At 73.9% G+C, this 16,275-nt stretch carries 15 protein-coding genes; 9 read left to right on the plus strand and 6 right to left on the minus strand.

What is annotated here, in order from left to right; translation table 11 throughout:
- Positions 1 to 66: 66 nt before the first annotated feature.
- From ACWPQI_RS12385 to ACWPQI_RS12410, 6 genes are all read left to right on the plus strand, one after another.
- Positions 67 to 1,107 carry a helix-turn-helix transcriptional regulator gene (locus ACWPQI_RS12385; protein ID WP_017682295.1) on the plus strand — a complete coding sequence of 347 codons (1,041 nt, stop codon included), beginning with the start codon at positions 67 to 69 and terminating at the stop codon, positions 1,105 to 1,107.
- Positions 1,104 to 2,078, plus strand: a complete 975-nt coding sequence (locus ACWPQI_RS12390) for a helix-turn-helix transcriptional regulator (protein WP_017682296.1) — start codon at positions 1,104 to 1,106, stop codon at positions 2,076 to 2,078. The genes ACWPQI_RS12385 and ACWPQI_RS12390 overlap by 4 nt, the downstream gene beginning before the upstream one ends.
- A 95-nt stretch (positions 2,079 to 2,173) precedes the next feature.
- Positions 2,174 to 2,434, plus strand: a complete 261-nt coding sequence (gene tatA / locus ACWPQI_RS12395; protein WP_026138124.1) for a Sec-independent protein translocase subunit TatA — start codon at positions 2,174 to 2,176, stop codon at positions 2,432 to 2,434.
- A gap of 86 nt (positions 2,435 to 2,520) precedes the next feature.
- Positions 2,521 to 3,468, plus strand: a complete 948-nt coding sequence (gene tatC / locus ACWPQI_RS12400) for a twin-arginine translocase subunit TatC (protein WP_474738850.1) — start codon at positions 2,521 to 2,523, stop codon at positions 3,466 to 3,468.
- 6 nt (positions 3,469 to 3,474) lie between these two features.
- Positions 3,475 to 6,201 (plus strand): DEAD/DEAH box helicase, encoded by a 2,727-nt coding sequence (locus ACWPQI_RS12405; protein WP_474738828.1) that lies wholly within the window; start codon positions 3,475 to 3,477, stop codon positions 6,199 to 6,201.
- 107 nt (positions 6,202 to 6,308) lie between these two features.
- Positions 6,309 to 7,151, plus strand: coding sequence for a DUF4333 domain-containing protein (locus ACWPQI_RS12410; protein ID WP_119700308.1), 843 nt, complete (start codon positions 6,309 to 6,311; stop codon positions 7,149 to 7,151).
- A gap of 19 nt (positions 7,152 to 7,170) precedes the next feature.
- Here the strand turns inward: ACWPQI_RS12410 and ACWPQI_RS12415 are convergent, their stop codons facing one another.
- Complete coding sequence (locus ACWPQI_RS12415; RefSeq protein ID WP_017682300.1) at positions 7,171 to 8,154, minus strand: 5'-3' exonuclease; 984 nt, start codon at positions 8,152 to 8,154, stop codon at positions 7,171 to 7,173.
- 27 nt (positions 8,155 to 8,181) lie between these two features.
- Between ACWPQI_RS12415 and ACWPQI_RS12420 the strand changes: the two genes are divergently transcribed.
- Positions 8,182 to 9,312: a M24 family metallopeptidase gene (locus tag ACWPQI_RS12420; RefSeq protein WP_010596441.1), complete on the plus strand. Its 1,131-nt coding sequence runs from the start codon at positions 8,182 to 8,184 to the stop codon at positions 9,310 to 9,312.
- Positions 9,313 to 9,318: 6 nt separating this feature from the next.
- Here ACWPQI_RS12420 and ACWPQI_RS12425 read toward each other — a convergent pair whose 3' ends face one another.
- A complete protein-coding gene (locus tag ACWPQI_RS12425; protein WP_010596440.1) occupies positions 9,319 to 9,717 on the minus strand; it encodes a TIGR03618 family F420-dependent PPOX class oxidoreductase in 399 nt (132 codons plus the stop codon).
- Between the two features lie 62 nt (positions 9,718 to 9,779).
- On the opposite strand from ACWPQI_RS12425, the gene ACWPQI_RS12430 reads away from it, so the two are divergent.
- A complete protein-coding gene (locus ACWPQI_RS12430; RefSeq protein ID WP_010596439.1) occupies positions 9,780 to 10,526 on the plus strand; it encodes an SDR family NAD(P)-dependent oxidoreductase in 747 nt (248 codons plus the stop codon).
- 9 nt (positions 10,527 to 10,535) lie between these two features.
- Here the strand turns inward: ACWPQI_RS12430 and ACWPQI_RS12435 are convergent, their stop codons facing one another.
- Both ACWPQI_RS12435 and ACWPQI_RS12440 read right to left on the minus strand, forming a co-directional pair.
- Positions 10,536 to 12,002: a dihydrolipoyl dehydrogenase family protein gene (locus ACWPQI_RS12435; protein WP_040269792.1), complete on the minus strand. Its 1,467-nt coding sequence runs from the start codon at positions 12,000 to 12,002 to the stop codon at positions 10,536 to 10,538.
- Between the two features lie 61 nt (positions 12,003 to 12,063).
- Entirely contained in the window at positions 12,064 to 12,888 is an 825-nt protein-coding gene (locus ACWPQI_RS12440) for a precorrin-3B synthase (RefSeq protein WP_203010717.1), read from the minus strand.
- 58 nt (positions 12,889 to 12,946) lie between these two features.
- Here ACWPQI_RS12440 and ACWPQI_RS12445 point away from each other — a divergent pair, with 58 nt between their 5' ends.
- On the plus strand, positions 12,947 to 13,363 hold the full coding sequence (locus ACWPQI_RS12445) for a PPOX class F420-dependent oxidoreductase (protein WP_017682068.1): 417 nt from the start codon (positions 12,947 to 12,949) through the stop codon (positions 13,361 to 13,363).
- Between the two features lie 35 nt (positions 13,364 to 13,398).
- Here ACWPQI_RS12445 and ACWPQI_RS12450 read toward each other — a convergent pair whose 3' ends face one another.
- Both ACWPQI_RS12450 and ACWPQI_RS12455 read right to left on the minus strand, forming a co-directional pair.
- Complete coding sequence (locus ACWPQI_RS12450; protein WP_474738829.1) at positions 13,399 to 14,766, minus strand: metallopeptidase TldD-related protein; 1,368 nt, start codon at positions 14,764 to 14,766, stop codon at positions 13,399 to 13,401.
- Complete coding sequence (locus ACWPQI_RS12455; protein ID WP_474738830.1) at positions 14,763 to 16,274, minus strand: TldD/PmbA family protein; 1,512 nt, start codon at positions 16,272 to 16,274, stop codon at positions 14,763 to 14,765. The genes ACWPQI_RS12450 and ACWPQI_RS12455 overlap by 4 nt, the downstream gene beginning before the upstream one ends.
- Position 16,275 lies beyond the last annotated feature (1 nt).

Raw genomic sequence — 16,275 nt, forward strand, 5'->3', positions numbered from 1 at the left:
CGCCGGCAGAGGGGCCGGCGTCCGGTAACCGGGTCGACCGGCGGGCGGGGGATTAGGCTGCACCGCGTGGCGAATTCCAAAGTCGAGCGGCTGGTGAACCTGGTCATCTGCCTGTTGTCCACCCGCCAGTTCCTCACCGCCGAGAAGATCCGCGCCTCCGTCGCCGGATACGACGACTCGGGCAGCGACGAGGCGTTCAGCCGCATGTTCGAACGCGACAAGAACGAGCTGCGCGATCTGGGGATCCCCCTCGAGACCGGCATGCCGTCCCGGTTCTCCACCGTCGAGGGCTACCGCATCAACCGCGACGCCTACGAACTGCCCGAGATCGAACTGACCAGCGCCGAGGCCGCGGCGGTCGCGGTGGCGGCGGCGCTGTGGGAGTCACCGGAGCTCACCTCCGCGGCGCAGGGCGCGCTGCTCAAGCTGCGCGCCGCCGGGGTGCAGGTCGATGCCGATCCGGCGGGCGCGATCACCGCGATGCCCACCCGCAGTCGCGGTTCCGAGCCGGTGCTGGGGCGGCTGCTCGCCGCCGTCGACGCGCGCCGCGCGGTGCGGTTCCGGCACCGCAGTTCCCCGACCGACCCGTGGACCGAGCGCACCGTCGAGCCGTGGGGGGTGGTCACGGTGCACGGTCGCTGGTATCTGGTGGGGTTCGACCGGGACCGGGGGGCGCCGCGCACCTTCCGGCTCTCCCGGATCGACGACGACATCACCGAGTTCGGTCCTGCCGGGGCCGTGCGGATCCCCGAGGGGGTGGACCTGCGGGCGCACGCCCGCGCCGCCACCGCCACCGGCGACGTGACCGGTCATGCCCGGGTGTGGGTCGCGGACGGGCGCGCATTCGAACTGCGCCGGCTCGGCACCGAGCACGAGCGCCGCGTGGTGGGCGCCCGGCCCGGCACGGTCCTGGACGTGCCGGTGCGGTCGTGGGAGTGGATCGGGCGGGTGATCGCCGGGCAGGGCGCCGACGCGCTGGTGCTCGACCCGCCGGAGTTGCGCGAGGAGGTGCGCCGCACCCTGGCCCGGGTGCTGGCCACCCCGACGGTCGCGGCCGGCGCCGGCACGAACAGCGGCGTGGCCGCCGAGCGGGGGGAGCACCGATGAGCACACGTCTGTCCGGTCGGCTGACCCGGCTGCTGAACCTGGTGCCCTACTTCCTGGCCCATCCGGGGATCAGCGCCGCCGAGGCCGCGCGCGATCTCGGGGTCACCCCGAAGCAGATCATGGACGACCTGAATCAGCTGTGGGTGTGCGGGCTGCCCGGCTACGGTCCCGGCGACCTGATCGATCTGTCGTTCTCCGAGGACAGCATCGTGGTCACCTTCACCGCCGGGATCGACCGGCCGCTGCGGCTGACGTCCACCGAGGCCACGGCGCTGCTGGTGGCGTTGCGGTCGCTGGTGGAGATGCCCGGTGTGGTCGACCCCACCGCGGCGCTCGGGGCGATCGCGAAGATCGAGGCGGCGGCCGGCACGGCCGCGGCCACCGCCCGCCCCCCGGCCCCCACACCTCCGGTCGCCGAGGATCCGGTGGCGGCGACGGTGCGGTCGGCCGTGCAGCACGGACGGGCGCTGCACCTGACCTACTATTCGGCCTCCCGCGACGCGGTGTCCGAACGCGACGTCGATCCGATCCGGATCGTGCTGGTCGGGGAGCAGACCTACCTGCAGGCCTGGTGCCGCGCCGCCGACGGGGTGCGGCTGTTCCGGTTCGACCGCATCGACGCCGCCACCGAACTCGACGAACCGGCGGATCCGCCCGAGCGGGCGCTGGACGAGGACGACCACCTCGACCTGTTCGCGGGGGACCCGGCGCTGCCGGCGGCACGGTTGCGCATCGAGTCCGGCTACGGGTGGCTGCTCGACTACTATCCGCTCACCGATGTGCAGGCCCACGAGGACGGCGTCGTCGACGCGGTGATGCACTACGCGTCGCTGGACTGGATGGCGCGCCTGGCCGTCGGCCTCGGCGCGGGGGTGCGGGTGCTCGGCCCGCCGGAGCTGGTCGCGGCGGTGCGGGACCGGGCGCAGGCGGCGCTGACGGCGTACGACGCGCTCGCCGGGAACGGTGTGTGAAGCCGCTGCGAACTCCCTGTGAACGCCCCTGTGCGGCGCGCCGCGGCAGGGGCGGTCCGGTAGCATCGACGCCAGCAGATCAGTGGAGGTTGATAATGGGTGCAATGAGCCCCTGGCACTGGGCCATCGTCGCGATCGTCGTGATCATCCTGTTCGGTTCGAAGAAGCTGCCCGATGCGGCTCGCGGTCTCGGCCGGTCGCTGCGCATCTTCAAGAGCGAGGTCAAGGAGATGCAGAACGACGATGCGCGCCCCGCGCAGCAGCCGGCTCCGAGCCCGTTGCCGCCGGCCCAGCCGCCCCAGGCCCCCGTGGAGCCGCAGACGCAGACGTCGCAGCCCGAATCGCGTTCGGCCTGACCGTACTACCCTGACCGGGACATCCGCGCGGATGTCCCGGTCCTCCGCTGATCCCGGCGGCCGTGACAGGAGCTGAGAACCGCACCGTGCGCATCCCGTTCGATCCGCGTCGAAGCCGACGCAAGACCAATCCCGACGGCACCATGTCGCTGGTCGAGCACCTCTACGAACTGCGCACCCGTCTGCTCATCGCCCTCGCCGCGGTGGTCCTCACCACGATCGTCGGGTTCGTCTGGTACAGCACCGGCCTGTTCGGGCTGCCGAGCCTCGGCGAGATCCTGCGGGGCCCCTACTGTGATCTGCCGGCGTCCGCGCGCGCCGACATCAGCCCCGACGACAGCTGCCGGCTGCTCGCCACCGGGCCGTTCGAGCAGTTCATGCTGCGGCTGAAGGTGGCGCTGACCGCGGGCATCGTGCTCGCCTGCCCGTTCTGGCTGTACGAGCTGTGGGCGTTCATCACCCCCGGGCTGTATGCGAAGGAACGCCGCTACGCGATCGGGTTCGTCGTCTCCGGCGCGGCACTGTTCGTCGCGGGCGCCGTCCTGGCCTACCTGGTGGTCTCGCACGCGTTGTCGTTCCTGCTCACCGTCGGCAACGACGTGCAGGTCACCGCGCTGTCGGGCTCGGAGTACTTCGGGTTCATCATCAACCTGCTCGTGATCTTCGGGGTGTCCTTCGAGATCCCCCTCGTCATCGTCGCCCTCAACGCCGTCGGGATCCTCAGCTACGCCAAGCTCAAGGCGTGGCGGCGGGGGCTGATCATGGCGATGTTCGTCTTCGCGGCCGTCGCCACCCCGGGGCAGGACCCGTTCTCGATGCTGGCGCTGGCCGCGGCCCTGACCGTGCTGCTCGAGCTGGCCATCCAGATCGCCCGCCTCAACGACAAGCGCCGGGCCCGCCGCGACCGGGAACAGGGCTGGGGTGACCTCGACGACGACGAGAGCTCGCCGATCACCCCGCCGGCCCCGGTGCCGGCGCCCACCTCCACGCCGCCGCCCGGGCCCGCGTCCGCCGACTACTCCGACACCCTCTAGTCGCCTGTGACCGATTCACCCGACACCGGATCCACCGCGCCCCCGCCGGCGTCCCGGCTCGCCGAGTTCACCGCCGGGCTGCCCTTCCCGCTCGACCCGTTCCAGGTGCAGGCCTGCCGCGCCCTCGAGGGCGGGCACGGCGTGCTCGTGTGCGCCCCCACCGGCGCCGGCAAGACCGTGGTCGGGGAGTTCGCCGTGCATCTGGCGCTGCGTGCCGGCAGCAAGTGCTTCTACACCACCCCCATCAAGGCACTGAGCAACCAGAAGTATGCCGATCTGGTCGCCCGCTACGGCAAGGCCGCGGTCGGGCTGCTCACCGGTGATCAGTCCGTCAACCCGGACGCCCCGGTGGTGGTGATGACCACCGAGGTGCTGCGCAACATGCTCTACGCGTCCTCGACCACCCTGATCGGGCTGACCCACGTGGTGATGGACGAGGTGCACTTCCTCGCCGACCGGTTCCGCGGCGCGGTGTGGGAGGAGGTCATCCTGCACCTGCCCGAGGACGTGCGCCTGGTCAGCCTGTCCGCGACCGTCTCCAACGCCGAGGAGTTCGGTGACTGGATGGAGACCGTGCGCGGGGACACCACCGTCGTCGTCGACGAGGTGCGGCCCATTCCGCTGCACCAGCACGTCATGGTCGGTCCCCGCATCTTCGACCTGTTCGAATCCGCCGCACACCCGGACGCGGCGGACGGCACCGGTCGCCGCGGGGTCGTGGTCAACCGGGAACTCGTCGAGCAGGTGCGCCGCCGCGCCGCCCTCGACTCGGCCGGCCGGTGGGGCGGGCCCCGCGGGCGCATCGGGTTCCGGCCGCTGCCGCGCCCGGAGGTCGTCGCCCGCCTCGACCGGGAGGGGTTGTTGCCGGCGATCACGTTCGTCTTCAGCCGCGCCGGCTGCGACGCCGCCGTCGGTCAGTGCCTGCGCGCCGGGCTGCACCTGACCTCCGAGGCCGAGATCGCGCAGATCCGGGCGGTCGTCGACGAGCACACCGGCGACCTGCCGCGCGCAGACCTCGAGGTGCTCGGCTTCCGGGAGTGGCGCGCCGCCCTCGAACGCGGCATCGCCGCCCACCATGCCGGCATGCTCCCGGCGTTCCGGCACACCGTCGAGGATCTGTTCGTCCGCGGCCTGGTGCGCGCGGTGTTCGCCACCGAAACCCTCGCCCTGGGCATCAACATGCCGGCCCGCACCGTGGTGCTCGAGAAGCTGGTCAAGTACAACGGCGAAACCCACGCCGAACTCACCCCGGGCGAGTACACCCAGCTCACCGGGCGGGCCGGACGGCGCGGCATCGACGTCGAGGGCCACGCGGTGGTGCTGTGGCAGCCGGGTCTCGAGCCCGCCGACGTCGCCGGGCTCGCCTCCACCCGCACGTTCCCGCTGCGCAGCTCGTTCCGCCCGTCGTACAACATGGCGGTCAACCTGATCGACGCGGTCGGCGCCGAACACTCGCGGGCACTGCTGGAACGGTCCTTCGCGCAGTTCCAGGCGGACAAGTCGGTCGTCGGCCTGACCCGTGGCATCGAGCGCAACGAGAAGACCCTCGCCAAGCTGCGCGACCAGCTCGGCGGCGAGGACGGCGAAATCCTCGACTACCTGCAGCTGCGCGAGGAACTGACCCAGCTCGAACGTGCCCGCGAACGCCAGGCGCGGCAGGACCGCCGGCAGGCGGCGGTCGCGTCGCTGCTCGCGCTGCGCCGCGGCGACATCGTCGCCATCCCCGGCGGCCGACGCACCGGCCTGGCCGTCGTCCTCGAGACCGACACCGATGTCACCGATCCCCGGCCGCTCGTGGTCACCGCGGACGCCTGGTCCGGCCGGGTGTCGGCCGCGGACTTCCCGGCCCCGGCGACCGCCTTGGGGAAGCTCCGGCTGCCCCGACACGCCGACGCCCGCACCGCCCGGGCCCGCCGGGACCTCGCATCGGCGCTGCGCAGCACCGGGATTTCCGCGCCGCGCCGACCCAAGCGCGCCAAGCACGGCGACAGCCGCGAAATCGACACGCTGCGGCGGCTGCGCCGGCATCCGGCCCACCAGCATCCCGATCTCGACCGTCTCGCCCGGCTCGGGGAACGCTACAACCGGCTGGGCCGGGAGGTGGCCCAGATGCGCCGCCAATCCGCGGCCACCACCAATTCCCTCGCGCGCACCTTCGAGCGGATCGTCGCGTTGCTGACCGAGCGGGGCTACCTCACCGCCGGCGACGATCCGTCGACCACCGAGGCGGGGGAGCGGCTCGCCCGCATCTACAGCGAGAGCGACCTGCTGGTCGCCGAATGCCTGCGCCACGGGGTGTGGGCCGGGCTCTCGCCCGCCGAGCTCGCCGCGGTCGTCTCGGCCGTGGTGTACGAAGCCCGCGCCGAGGAGGGCGCCACCGAGTACGGGCCGACCGGGCCGCTGCGTCGCGCGCTCGCCGACACCGTCCGTCTGTGCGGACAGCTGCGCGCCGACGAGGTCCGCTTCAAGCTGCCCCCGACCCGGGAACCGGATCCCGGATTCGTCGACGCCATCTACACGTGGGTGAGCACCCAGTCGTTGACCGAGGCTCTGCTCGCCGCCGGCACCGCCGGACGTGACCTGTCGGCGGGCGATTTCGTGCGCTGGTGCCGGCAGGTCATCGATCTGCTCGATCAGATCCGCACCGGCGCCGTCGACCCGCAGCTCGCCAAGACGGCCGCCCGCGCGATCGGCGCGATCCGGCGCGGTGTCGTCGCGGTCGATGCGGCGTGAAGACACCGCGTGTGGTTTGATACGCGCGCTGCCACACGGCTTCCTCGTGATGGGTGGGGTGCTACGACTACGGTAATTGGACACAGCGAAGGCAGGTGGAGGCGACAATGAGCGGTCCGCACGACCCGCAGGATTCCGACGATTCGACCAAGCAGTGGGCGCCGTCGCCCCCGCCGTCCTCCGGAGCCGAGCAGGGGCCGGCACCGACGCAGGCGTTCGGCACACCGCAGCAGGGCCAGGCTCCCGGGCAGTCGTGGGCTCAGCAGGGCCCAGGCCAGCCCCAGCAGGGCCAGCCGCAGTGGGGGCAGCCGCAGCAGGGCCAGCCACAACAGGGCCAGCCACAACAGGGCCAGTGGGGACAGCAGCAACCCGGTCAGCCGCAAGGCCAGCAGTGGGGACAGCAGCCCGGCCAGCAGTGGGGACAACCGCAGCAGGGCCAGCCGCAACAGGGCCAGTGGGGACAGCAGCAACCCGGTCAGCCGCAAGGCCAGCAGTGGGGACAGCAGCCCGGCCAGCAGTGGGGACAACCGCAGCAGGGCCAGCCGCAACAGGGCCAGTGGGGACAGCAGCAACCCGGTCAGCCGCAAGGCCAGCAATGGACCGGCGCGAACCAGTGGAATGCCGGTGCACCGCAGACGAAGTCGAAGACCGGCCTGATCGTCGGCCTGGCCGTCGCTGCGCTCGTGCTGATCGGGGCGATCATCGGCGCCGTCCTGCTCTTCGGCGGCACCGACACCCTCGACCCCGAGGCCGCGCAGGCCGGCGTCGAGAAGGTCCTCACCGAGTCGTACGGCGCAACCGACGTCTCCGACGTGCAGTGCCCGGACGGCGAAGAAGTCAAGGCGGGCAACAGCTTCGAGTGCACCCTCACGGTGGACGGGCAGTTCCGGACGGTGACCTTGACCTTCACCGACGACGAGGGCACCTACGAGGTCAGCCGGCCCAACTGAGCACGCCGGTCCGTCGCCCTCACACCCCGGCCGCCGCCGCGGTCAACCGGGCGGCGGACCGCCCGATCCCCAGATCCTGGGCCAGCCGCTCGAGTCCCTGCGGATCGACGGGGGCCCCCGGGATCGTGTCCGGGCGCGACACCCGGACCGGAGCGTCGGTGGCCACCCGCACCACCGGCACCGCCGCGTCCAGATACTCGCCGGCGTCGATCAGCTTGGCGCGCACCCCCTTCGCCAGCCCCGACGCCGGGTCCGCGGCCGCCGCGCGCAGCGCCGCGAGCGACCCGTACTCCTGCAGGAGCGTCGACGCGGTCTTCTCCCCGATCCCCTTGACGCCCGGCAACCCGTCCGAGGGGTCCCCGCGCAGCGCCGCCAGCTCGGCGTAGGCCGCTCCGGCCCGCCCGGGTGGAAGCCCGTACCGGGCCGCGACCTCGGCCGGACCGAACACCTCGGCCTTGGCCAGGCCCCGCCCGACGTACACCACCCGCACCGGCACCGCGCCGCCGCGCACCACCTGCAGCAGATCCCGGTCGCCGCTGACCACCAGCACCGGGTCGCGGGCCTCGCCGGCGGCGAGAGTGCCGATCACGTCGTCGGCCTCGAACCCGGCCGCCCCGGCGGTGGCGAGCCCGACCGCGGCCAGCACGTCGAGGATCATCGGCACCTGCGGCGGCAGCGCCGCCGGCACCTCCTCGGCGGTGCCGTCCGAACCGGCGGCCACCCGGTGCGCTTTGTAACTCGGCACCGCCGCCACCCGGAACGCCGGCCGCCAGTCCAGATCCAGGCACACCACCAGCCGCGCCGGCCGATGCTTGGTGATCAGCGACGCCACCATGTCGGTGAACCCCCGCACCGCGTTGACCGGGCGGCCGTCCGGGGCGGTGAGCGACTCGGGCAGCGCGTGGAACGCGCGGAACCACAGGCTCGCCCCGTCGAGCAGCATCAACGGGCCGGTGGGGGGCACGGGGGCGGCGGAGGCCGGCGTCGCAGTCACACCGGTCATCCTGCCAAACGCCACTACGCTGTCCGCATGAGTTCCCCCGAGCGCCGCTTCCCCGCCCCCGTCTACGCCGACCGCCTCGCCCGGGCCGCCGCCCTCGGCCACGACGCCGGTCTCGACGCGCTGCTCGTCACTCCCGGACCGGACCTGCGCTACCTGCTCGGCTCACGCGCGGAATCGTTCGAGCGGCTCACCTGCCTGGTGATCCCCACCGACGGGCAGGGCGCGTCCGTCGTCGTGCCGCGCCTCGAGCTGGCCTCCCTCACCGACTCCGCGGCCACGGACCTGAACCTGCCGGTGCACGACTGGGTCGACGGACAGGACCCGTACGCGCAGGTCGCCGCGCTGCTGCCGCAGCGTCCGCGCACCGCGGTCGTCGACGCCATGCCCGCCCTGCACCTGGTGCCCCTCGCGGCCCGGTTCGCGGTGCCGCCCGTGCTGGCGACCGAGGTGGTGCGGCAGCTGCGCATGGTCAAGGACGACGAGGAGGTCGCGGCGCTGCGCCGCGCCGGCGCCGCCATCGACCGGGTGCACGCGCAGATGGGGCGGTGGCTGCGGCCCGGCCGCACCGAGGCGCAGGTTGCGGCCGACATCACCGCCGCGATCGTCGCCGAGGGCCACACCGAGGCCGCCTTCGTCATCGTCGGGTCCGGCCCGCACGGCGCCGATCCCCACCACGAGGTCTCCGACCGGGTCCTCGAACCCGGCGACGTCGTGGTCGTCGACATCGGCGGCCCGGTCGAGCCCGGCTACTACTCCGACTCCACCCGCACCTACAGCCTCGGCGCGCCCCCCGACGACGTCGCGGCGAAGGTGGCGTTGCTCGAGGCGGCGCAGCAGGCGGCGGTCGACGCGGTCCGGCCCGGGGTCACCGCCGCCTCGGTCGACGCCGCCGCCCGCGACGCCCTCGCCGCGCACGGCCTCGCCGAGGTCTTCGTGCACCGGACCGGGCACGGCATCGGACTGTCCGTCCACGAGGAGCCGTACATCGTCGACGGCAATGCCGACGTGCTGCGGCCCGGGATGGCGTTCAGCATCGAACCGGGCATCTACTTCCGCGGCGAGTGGGGTGCGCGCATCGAGGACATCGTGGTGGTCACCGAGGACGGCTGCGAGCCGCTCAACCACCGTCCGCACGGACTGACGGTGCTGCCGGGGTGAGCGACCCTACTTGTCGAGTACCGAGCCCATCACCCGTGCCACGGTGATCTCCACCACCACGCGCGTCGGGTTGGGCCGCGGCGTCCGGTACCGCGCGGTGTAACGACGCACCCCCTCGGCGACGGCCTCCGGTTCCGCCCGCACCCGGGCGGGCCCCTCGAGGGTGAGCCAGCGGCCCCGCTCGACCTGACTGACGGCACCGTATCCGCGGCGGTCGGCGTTGAGCGCCTTCTGCGAGGTCGCATCGGTGATCACCCGCACCACCCCGGCCTCCGGATCCCACGTGAAACCGACGGCCACCACGTGCGGGCTGCCGTCCTTGCGCAGGGTCGTCAGCGTCCCGAGATGGTATTCGGTGAGGAACTGCAACGCGGCGTCGCCGAGCGCGGCGGGGGTGCGGGCCATGCCTGCGACGGTAGCCGAACCCGGCCCGCGCGCCCCGCGGCGCCACCCGGCACACTGGTGCGGTGAACAACGGGCAGGGTTCGATCGTCGTCTTCGGGGGCCGCAGCGAGATCGGGACGGCGGTGGCCGCCCGGCTGGCCCGCGGCCGCACCGTGGTCCTGGCCGCGCGTCGCGCCGGCGATCTCGAGGCGCAGCGCCGCGCCGTGCTCGACGCCGGTGCCGTCGCCGTGCACACCGTCGAGTTCGACGCCGACCGGCTCGACACCCACGAGCAGACCCTCGCCGACCTCGCGATGCTGTACGGGCCGATCGACGTCGCCGTCCTCGCGTTCGGCATCCTCGGCGACCAGCACCGCGCCGAACACGACCCGGCCCATGCCGTGGCGATCGTGCACACCGACTACGTCGCCCACGTGGCCCTGCTCACGCGGCTGGCGGGGCATCTGCGGGCCCAGGGATCGGGCCGGATCGTGGTGTTCTCGTCGGTGGCGGGGGTGCGGGTGCGCCGGGCGAACTATGTGTACGGCTCCGCGAAGGCCGGTCTCGACGGATTCGCCTCCGGCCTGGCGGACGCGCTGCACGGCAGCGGCGTGTCGCTGCTGCTGGTGCGACCCGGGTTCGTCGTCGGCCGCATGACCGAGGGGATGAGCCCCGCGCCGCTGTCGAGCACCCCGGACCGGGTCGCGGACGCGACGGTGCGGGCGTTGCGCCGCGGCCGCGGCGAGGTGTGGGTGCCGGCTGTGCTGCGGCCGGTGTTCGTCGGGATGCGGCTGCTGCCGCGGCCGATCTGGCGGCGACTGCCGCGCTGACCGGCGCGCTCAGCGGCGGCGCGACTCGAGCAGCCGCAACCACACCTCGCCGACCGTCGGATACGCCGGTACCGCATGCCACAGCGTCTCGAGCGGCACCGCGGCGACCACCGCGACCGTCGCGGCGTGCAGCAGCTCGGCGACGTCGGTGCCCACGAACGTCGCCCCCACCACGGTGTCGGCGGCGCGGTCGACCACGAGGGTGGCGCGTCCGGTGAAATCGTCCCGCGCCAGCGCGGATCCGGCCACGGCGATGTCGACCTCGAGCACCTCGACGTCGAGGCCGTCGGCGCGGGCGTCGGCCGCGGTGCGGCCCACGGCCGCGACCTCCGGGGTGGTGAACACCACCTGCGGCACCTGCCCGTGGTCGGCGCGCGCCCGGAACCGCGGCGCGTCGAGGTCGCGTCCCTCGGCGCGGGCGGCGATCACGTCGCCGCACACCCGTCCCTGGTACTTGCCCATGTGTGTCAGCGCGGTCCGGCCGGTGACGTCGCCGACGGCGTAGAGCCAGCGCCCGTCCACCCCGGCGACGGTCATGTGGTCGTCGGTGCGCAGCGGGCCCTCCCCGGCCCACCCGACCGTGTCGAGTCCGAGTCCGGCGGTCGCGGGCCGGCGCCCGGCCGCGACGATCAGCTCGTCGACCTCGAGGGTGCCACCGTCGTCGAGGCGCAGCCGCACCGGGCCGCCGTGGATGCGTCCGATGCCGGTGTCCGCGACGTCCGGGCGGGACACCTCCGCCGTCGTGGTGCCGAACCGCAGCCGCACGCCGTGCTCGCGCAGCGCCTCGGCGACGGCGGCGCCGGCGACCGGCTCGGTGCGGGCGAGCAGCCGGTCCCCCCGCACCAGCATCGTCAGGTCCTCGGTGCCGAGCTCGCGCAGCCAGGTCGCGATCTCGCAGGCGACGACGCCGCCGCCGACGATCGCGGCGCGCCGCGGCACCTGCTGCAGGTTCGTCGCATCCCGCGAGGTCCAGGGCCGGGCCGCGCGCAGCCCCGGCACATCGGGCACGGACGCGGTGCTGCCGGTGGCCACCACCACCGCGTGCCGTGCCCGCAGCCGCCGCGGCTGCGGGCCGTCCACGGTGACCTCGCACCGGGCGGTGAGGCGGCCGTGCCCGCGCACGACGTCGATCCCGGCGCCGCGCGCCCACTCGACCTGGGCGGTGTCGTCGCGGCCGTCGGTGAACGCGTCCCGGCGGGCGAGGACGTCGGCGACGTCGACGCCGTGGGCGGCGACCTTGGCGGCGACGCCGGGCATGTGCCGGGCCGCGGCCAGCACCTGTCCCGGGCGCAGCAGCGCCTTGCTCGGCATGCACGCCCAGTAGGAGCATTCACCGCCGACGAGTTCGTGTTCGACCAGGACGGCGGTGCGGTCGCTGCCGGCGATGGCGTAGGCGGCGGCGTTCTCCCCGGCGGGTCCGCCGCCGAGGACGACGACATCGAACACCTCGGACTCGGACCCCGCACCGATGCTCATGAACCCACGGTAGGCGGCGTGCGGGCGGTGCGGGCCCGGAACACGACCGCCGCGGCGCGGTTCAGCGCAGCTCGGGAGAGTCGGCGTCGAAGACCAGTCCCATCGGGGCGAGGACCCGCACCACCTGTTCGGCGGCCCACTCGTCGAGATCGCACAGCAGCACCACCGACCACGGCGTCACCACCAGGGGACGATCCACGGCCGCGAGGAACTCCGCCGTCCGCGCCGGCAGCACCGCCCCGGGCAGACCGCCGCCGAGGGTGACCGCACCGTCGGGCTGGTCCAACCAGCCCACGGGCCGGGCCGGGGCCGACGGGCGCCGCGCCGGCGGCGCCGACGGCTCCACGCCCAGAGCGGCGAGGGTCGCGGCGACCCCGGCCCGCGGCGGCCGCTGCGCCGCCGCGACCAGCGTCTCGACGACGTCGTCGGGGGGCAGGCGCACGCCGGTGTCGGTGCCGTCGAGCAACAGCGCCCACCGCCGGTCGGGCAGCGCCGCCGCCCCCACCTCGGGGGCCAGGGCCGCGATGTCGCCGCTGCCGTCGTCGATCCCGACGACGAGGTCGCGGCCGGGCGCGAGCGCGGTGAGTCGACGGTGCACCTCGGCGAGGATGTCCCGCACGTCGACATGCCCGCCGATGCGGCCGGACAGCGGCGAGGCGAGCAGGCGGCGCCGATGCGGTCCGGGCAGGTCGAAGCCGTGGCCGGACAGCTGCGCGGTGAGTTCGGCCCGGTTCCCGCGCAGCCCGAGACCGTCGGCGGTGAGGACCAGGGCGCCCCCGGCGTGGTCGTGGGCGAGCTCGGCGAGGATCTGCAGCTGCGCCGCCGCGAGCCGACCGCCGGGCAGGGACACCTCGACCAGGTCGACGGGTTCGTCAGCGGGCGCCATGGCCTCCAGGCTAGACGGCGGCGGTCGGCGCGGCCCGCCCGTCCGTAGGGTGTGGCCCATGACCCCGACCTTCGCCGACCTGGCCGCCGCGAAGTACGTGCTGCTGACCACCTTCCGCAGGGACGGCACCCCGGTGCCGACCGCGGTGTGGGCCGCCGCCGACGCCGACCGGCTGCTGGTGTGGACCGTCACCGACTCCTACAAGGTCCGGCGGTTGCGCCGCGATCCGCGGATCACCGTCGCGGTGTGCGACGTGCGCGGCACACCGCGCAGCGACGCGGTGCCCGGCACCGCCACGGTGCTCGACGCGGCCGGCACCGAGCGGGCGCGGGCGACGATCGCCCGCAAGTACGGGATCCTCGGGTGGCTCACGGTCAAGGGCAGTGTGCTGCGCCGCGGGCGCGCCGGCACCGTCGGGCTCGCCTGTGTCGTCGAGGCGGACGACCCCACCCCGGATCCCGGTCCCGGCGGGTGAGCGGACCGCGGCGGCACACGGGCGTCGCCGCGGGATCAGCGGGCGCGGCTGACCGACGACATGTGGAAGTCGGGGATCCGCAGCGGCGGCATCGCGGTGCGGGTGAACCAGTCCTTCCATTCCCGCGGCAGGGTGCGCTGCGTGCCACCGGCCTCGGTGGTGCGCCGCAGCAGATCCAGCGGGCTCTCGTTGAACCGGAAGTTGTTCACCTCCGCCGTCACCGCACCGTCCTCGACCAGATACACGCCGTCGCGGGTCAGTCCGGTCAGCAGCAACGTCGCCGGGTCGACCTCCCGGATGTACCACAGGGTCGTCAGCAGCAGTCCCCGCTCGGTGCGGGCCACCATCTCGTCCACGCCGGCCGTGCCGCCGCCGGTCAGGAGCAGGTTCTCCCCGGGCGCGGCGGCCGGCGCCCCGAACTCGGCGGCGGCGGCCCGCGGGTACGCCAGCGCGTGCACCGTCCCCGCGCGCACCCAGTCGACCCGCCCGAGGTCCATGCCGTTGTCGAACACCGACAGCGAGTTCGACGACGCGGTGGCCGTGACGAACGGCGCGCATTCCAGGCCGGGGGCGGCGGGATCGGAGAACAGGGTCAACGGCAGCGCGGTGAGCCGTTCGCCGACGCGGGTGCCGCCGGGCCGCGACAGCGCGGTGTGCCCTTCCTCGGCGCCGCGGCCCTCCATCGACCACATCAGGTAGATCATCAGGTCCGCCACCGCCGACGGCGGCAGCAGCGTCTCGTAGCGCCCGGCCGGCAGCTCGACGGTGCGGCGCGCCCAGTCCAGCCGCCGCGACAGCTCCGCCAGCAGGGACGGGGTGTCGACGTCGGTGAAGTCGCGGGTGCCGGCCCCGGCCCACGCACTCGGCCCGGTCAGCCCGCCCCGTTTGCCGTTGATCTCCACCGATCCCTCCGGCTCGGTGAACCGGCGCCGCACCCCGCTCGAGGTGCCCAGCCAGGTCGTCGAGATCCGGTGGTGGGCGAAGCCGTAGAGCTGATCGGCGCCGTCGAAGCCGGCGGCGAGATCGTCGACGAGCCGCCCGAACACCGTGATGTCGGTCCCGGCCGCGGCGTCGGCCCAGTCGCCGGGCTCGCCCTCCCCGCCGACGAGCGGCACCGCGTCCTCGGCGGGGGCCGCCGCCGCGGCCGCCGCCCCCGCCGCCCGCACGGTCGGGGCGATGTCGGCCGGGTCGACGCTGCTCGACGTCACCACCCCGACGCGGGTGGTGTCGCCGCGCAGGACCGCGATCACCGTCCAGCTGCGGGAACGAGAGATCCCGTTGGTGGTCATCGAGTTGCCGGCCCACCGCAGCGACGCCTCGCCGGTGTCGGTGACCAGCACGATCGTCTCGTCGGCGGTCGAGCAGCGCAACGCCCGCTCGAGCTGTTCCTGCGCCTCGATCATCGCCGGCCCTCCGCGCGGGTGTTGAGGACGTTCACCGACCGCAGCAGCGCCGACGGGCAGCCGTGGCTGACCGGCGCGACCTGCCCGGGCTGGGCCTTGCCGCAGTTCACGGCGCCGCCGAGTTGCCACGTCGACGGCCCGCCCACCGCCTCGAGCGAGCCCCAGAAGTCGGTCGTGGTGGCCTGGTAGGCCACATCGCGCACCTGCCCGGCGAGCGTGCCACCCCGGATCCGGTAGAACCGCTGGCCGGTGAACTGGAAGTTGTAGCGTTGCATGTCGATCGACCAGGACTTGTCGCCGACGACGTAGAGCCCGTCGTCGACGCGGGCGATGAGCTCGGCGGTGGTGGTGTCGGCCGCCGGGTCCGGCTGCAGCGACACGTTCGCCATCCGCTGGATCGGCACGTGATGCGCCGAGTCGGCGTACGAGCAGCCGTTCGAACGCGGCAGGCCCAGCCGCGGCGCGAACACCCGGTCGAGCTGGTAGCCGACCAGTATCCCGTCCCGCACCAGGTCCCAGGACTGGGCGGCGACCCCGTCGTCGTCCCAGCCGACGCTGGCGAGCCCGTGCGCGACGGTGCGGTCCGCCGTCACCTGCATCACCTCGGTGCCGTAGCGCAGCGTGCCGAGCCCGTCCGGGGTGGCGAACGAAGTGCCCGCGTAGGCCGCCTCGTACCCGATGGCCCGATCGTACTCCGTTGCGTGCCCGATCGATTCGTGCACCGTCAACCACAGGTTGGTGGGGTCGATCACCAGGTCCGTCGGCCCCGCCTGCACACTGGGGGCCGACGCCTTCTCCGCCAGCCACCCGGGGATCTGCGCCAGCTCCGCACTCCAGTCCCAGTGCGCGTCGCCGGCCGCATACTCCCAGCCCCGCCCCACCGGCGGGGCCAGGGTGCGCATCGTCTCGAACTCGCCGGTGCGCCGGTCCACGGCGGTCGCCTCGAGCTGCGGGGCCACCCGCACCCGCTGCTGGGTGATCGTCGAGCCGGCCAGGTCCGCGTAGAACGTCTGCTCCTTGACCTGCCCACAGTGCGCCGTCACATGATCGACCTCGTCGGCGGCGAGCAGCCGCCGGGAGAACTCCGCCAGCCGCGCCACCTTGTGCGCCGTGGGCACCGTGAACGGGTCGACCTCGTACGGCGAGACCCACACCGCGTCCGGGTAGACCGGCTCGTCGGCGAGCTCGACCCGGTCCCGGTTCAGCGCCCGCAACGTCCGGGCCACCTCGATCGCCTGCCGCGCCGTGGCCGCCGCGACGGCCGGGCTCAGCTCGGCGTGCGAGGCGAACCCCCAGGTGCCGTCGACCACCACCCGCACGGCCAGCCCGGTGTCGATGCTGTCGACGGCGGCCTGCACGGCGCCGTCCCGCAGGCTCAGCGACTGGCTGTGCAGACGGTGCACCCGCAGATCCGCGTGGGAGGCACCGGCGGCGCGGGCGGCGGACAGCGCCGCGTCCGCGAGCGTCCGCAACGGCAGGGCGAGGAAGTCGGCGTCGACGGTGCTCACG

The organism is Rhodococcus sp. LMD (assembly GCF_056108245.1).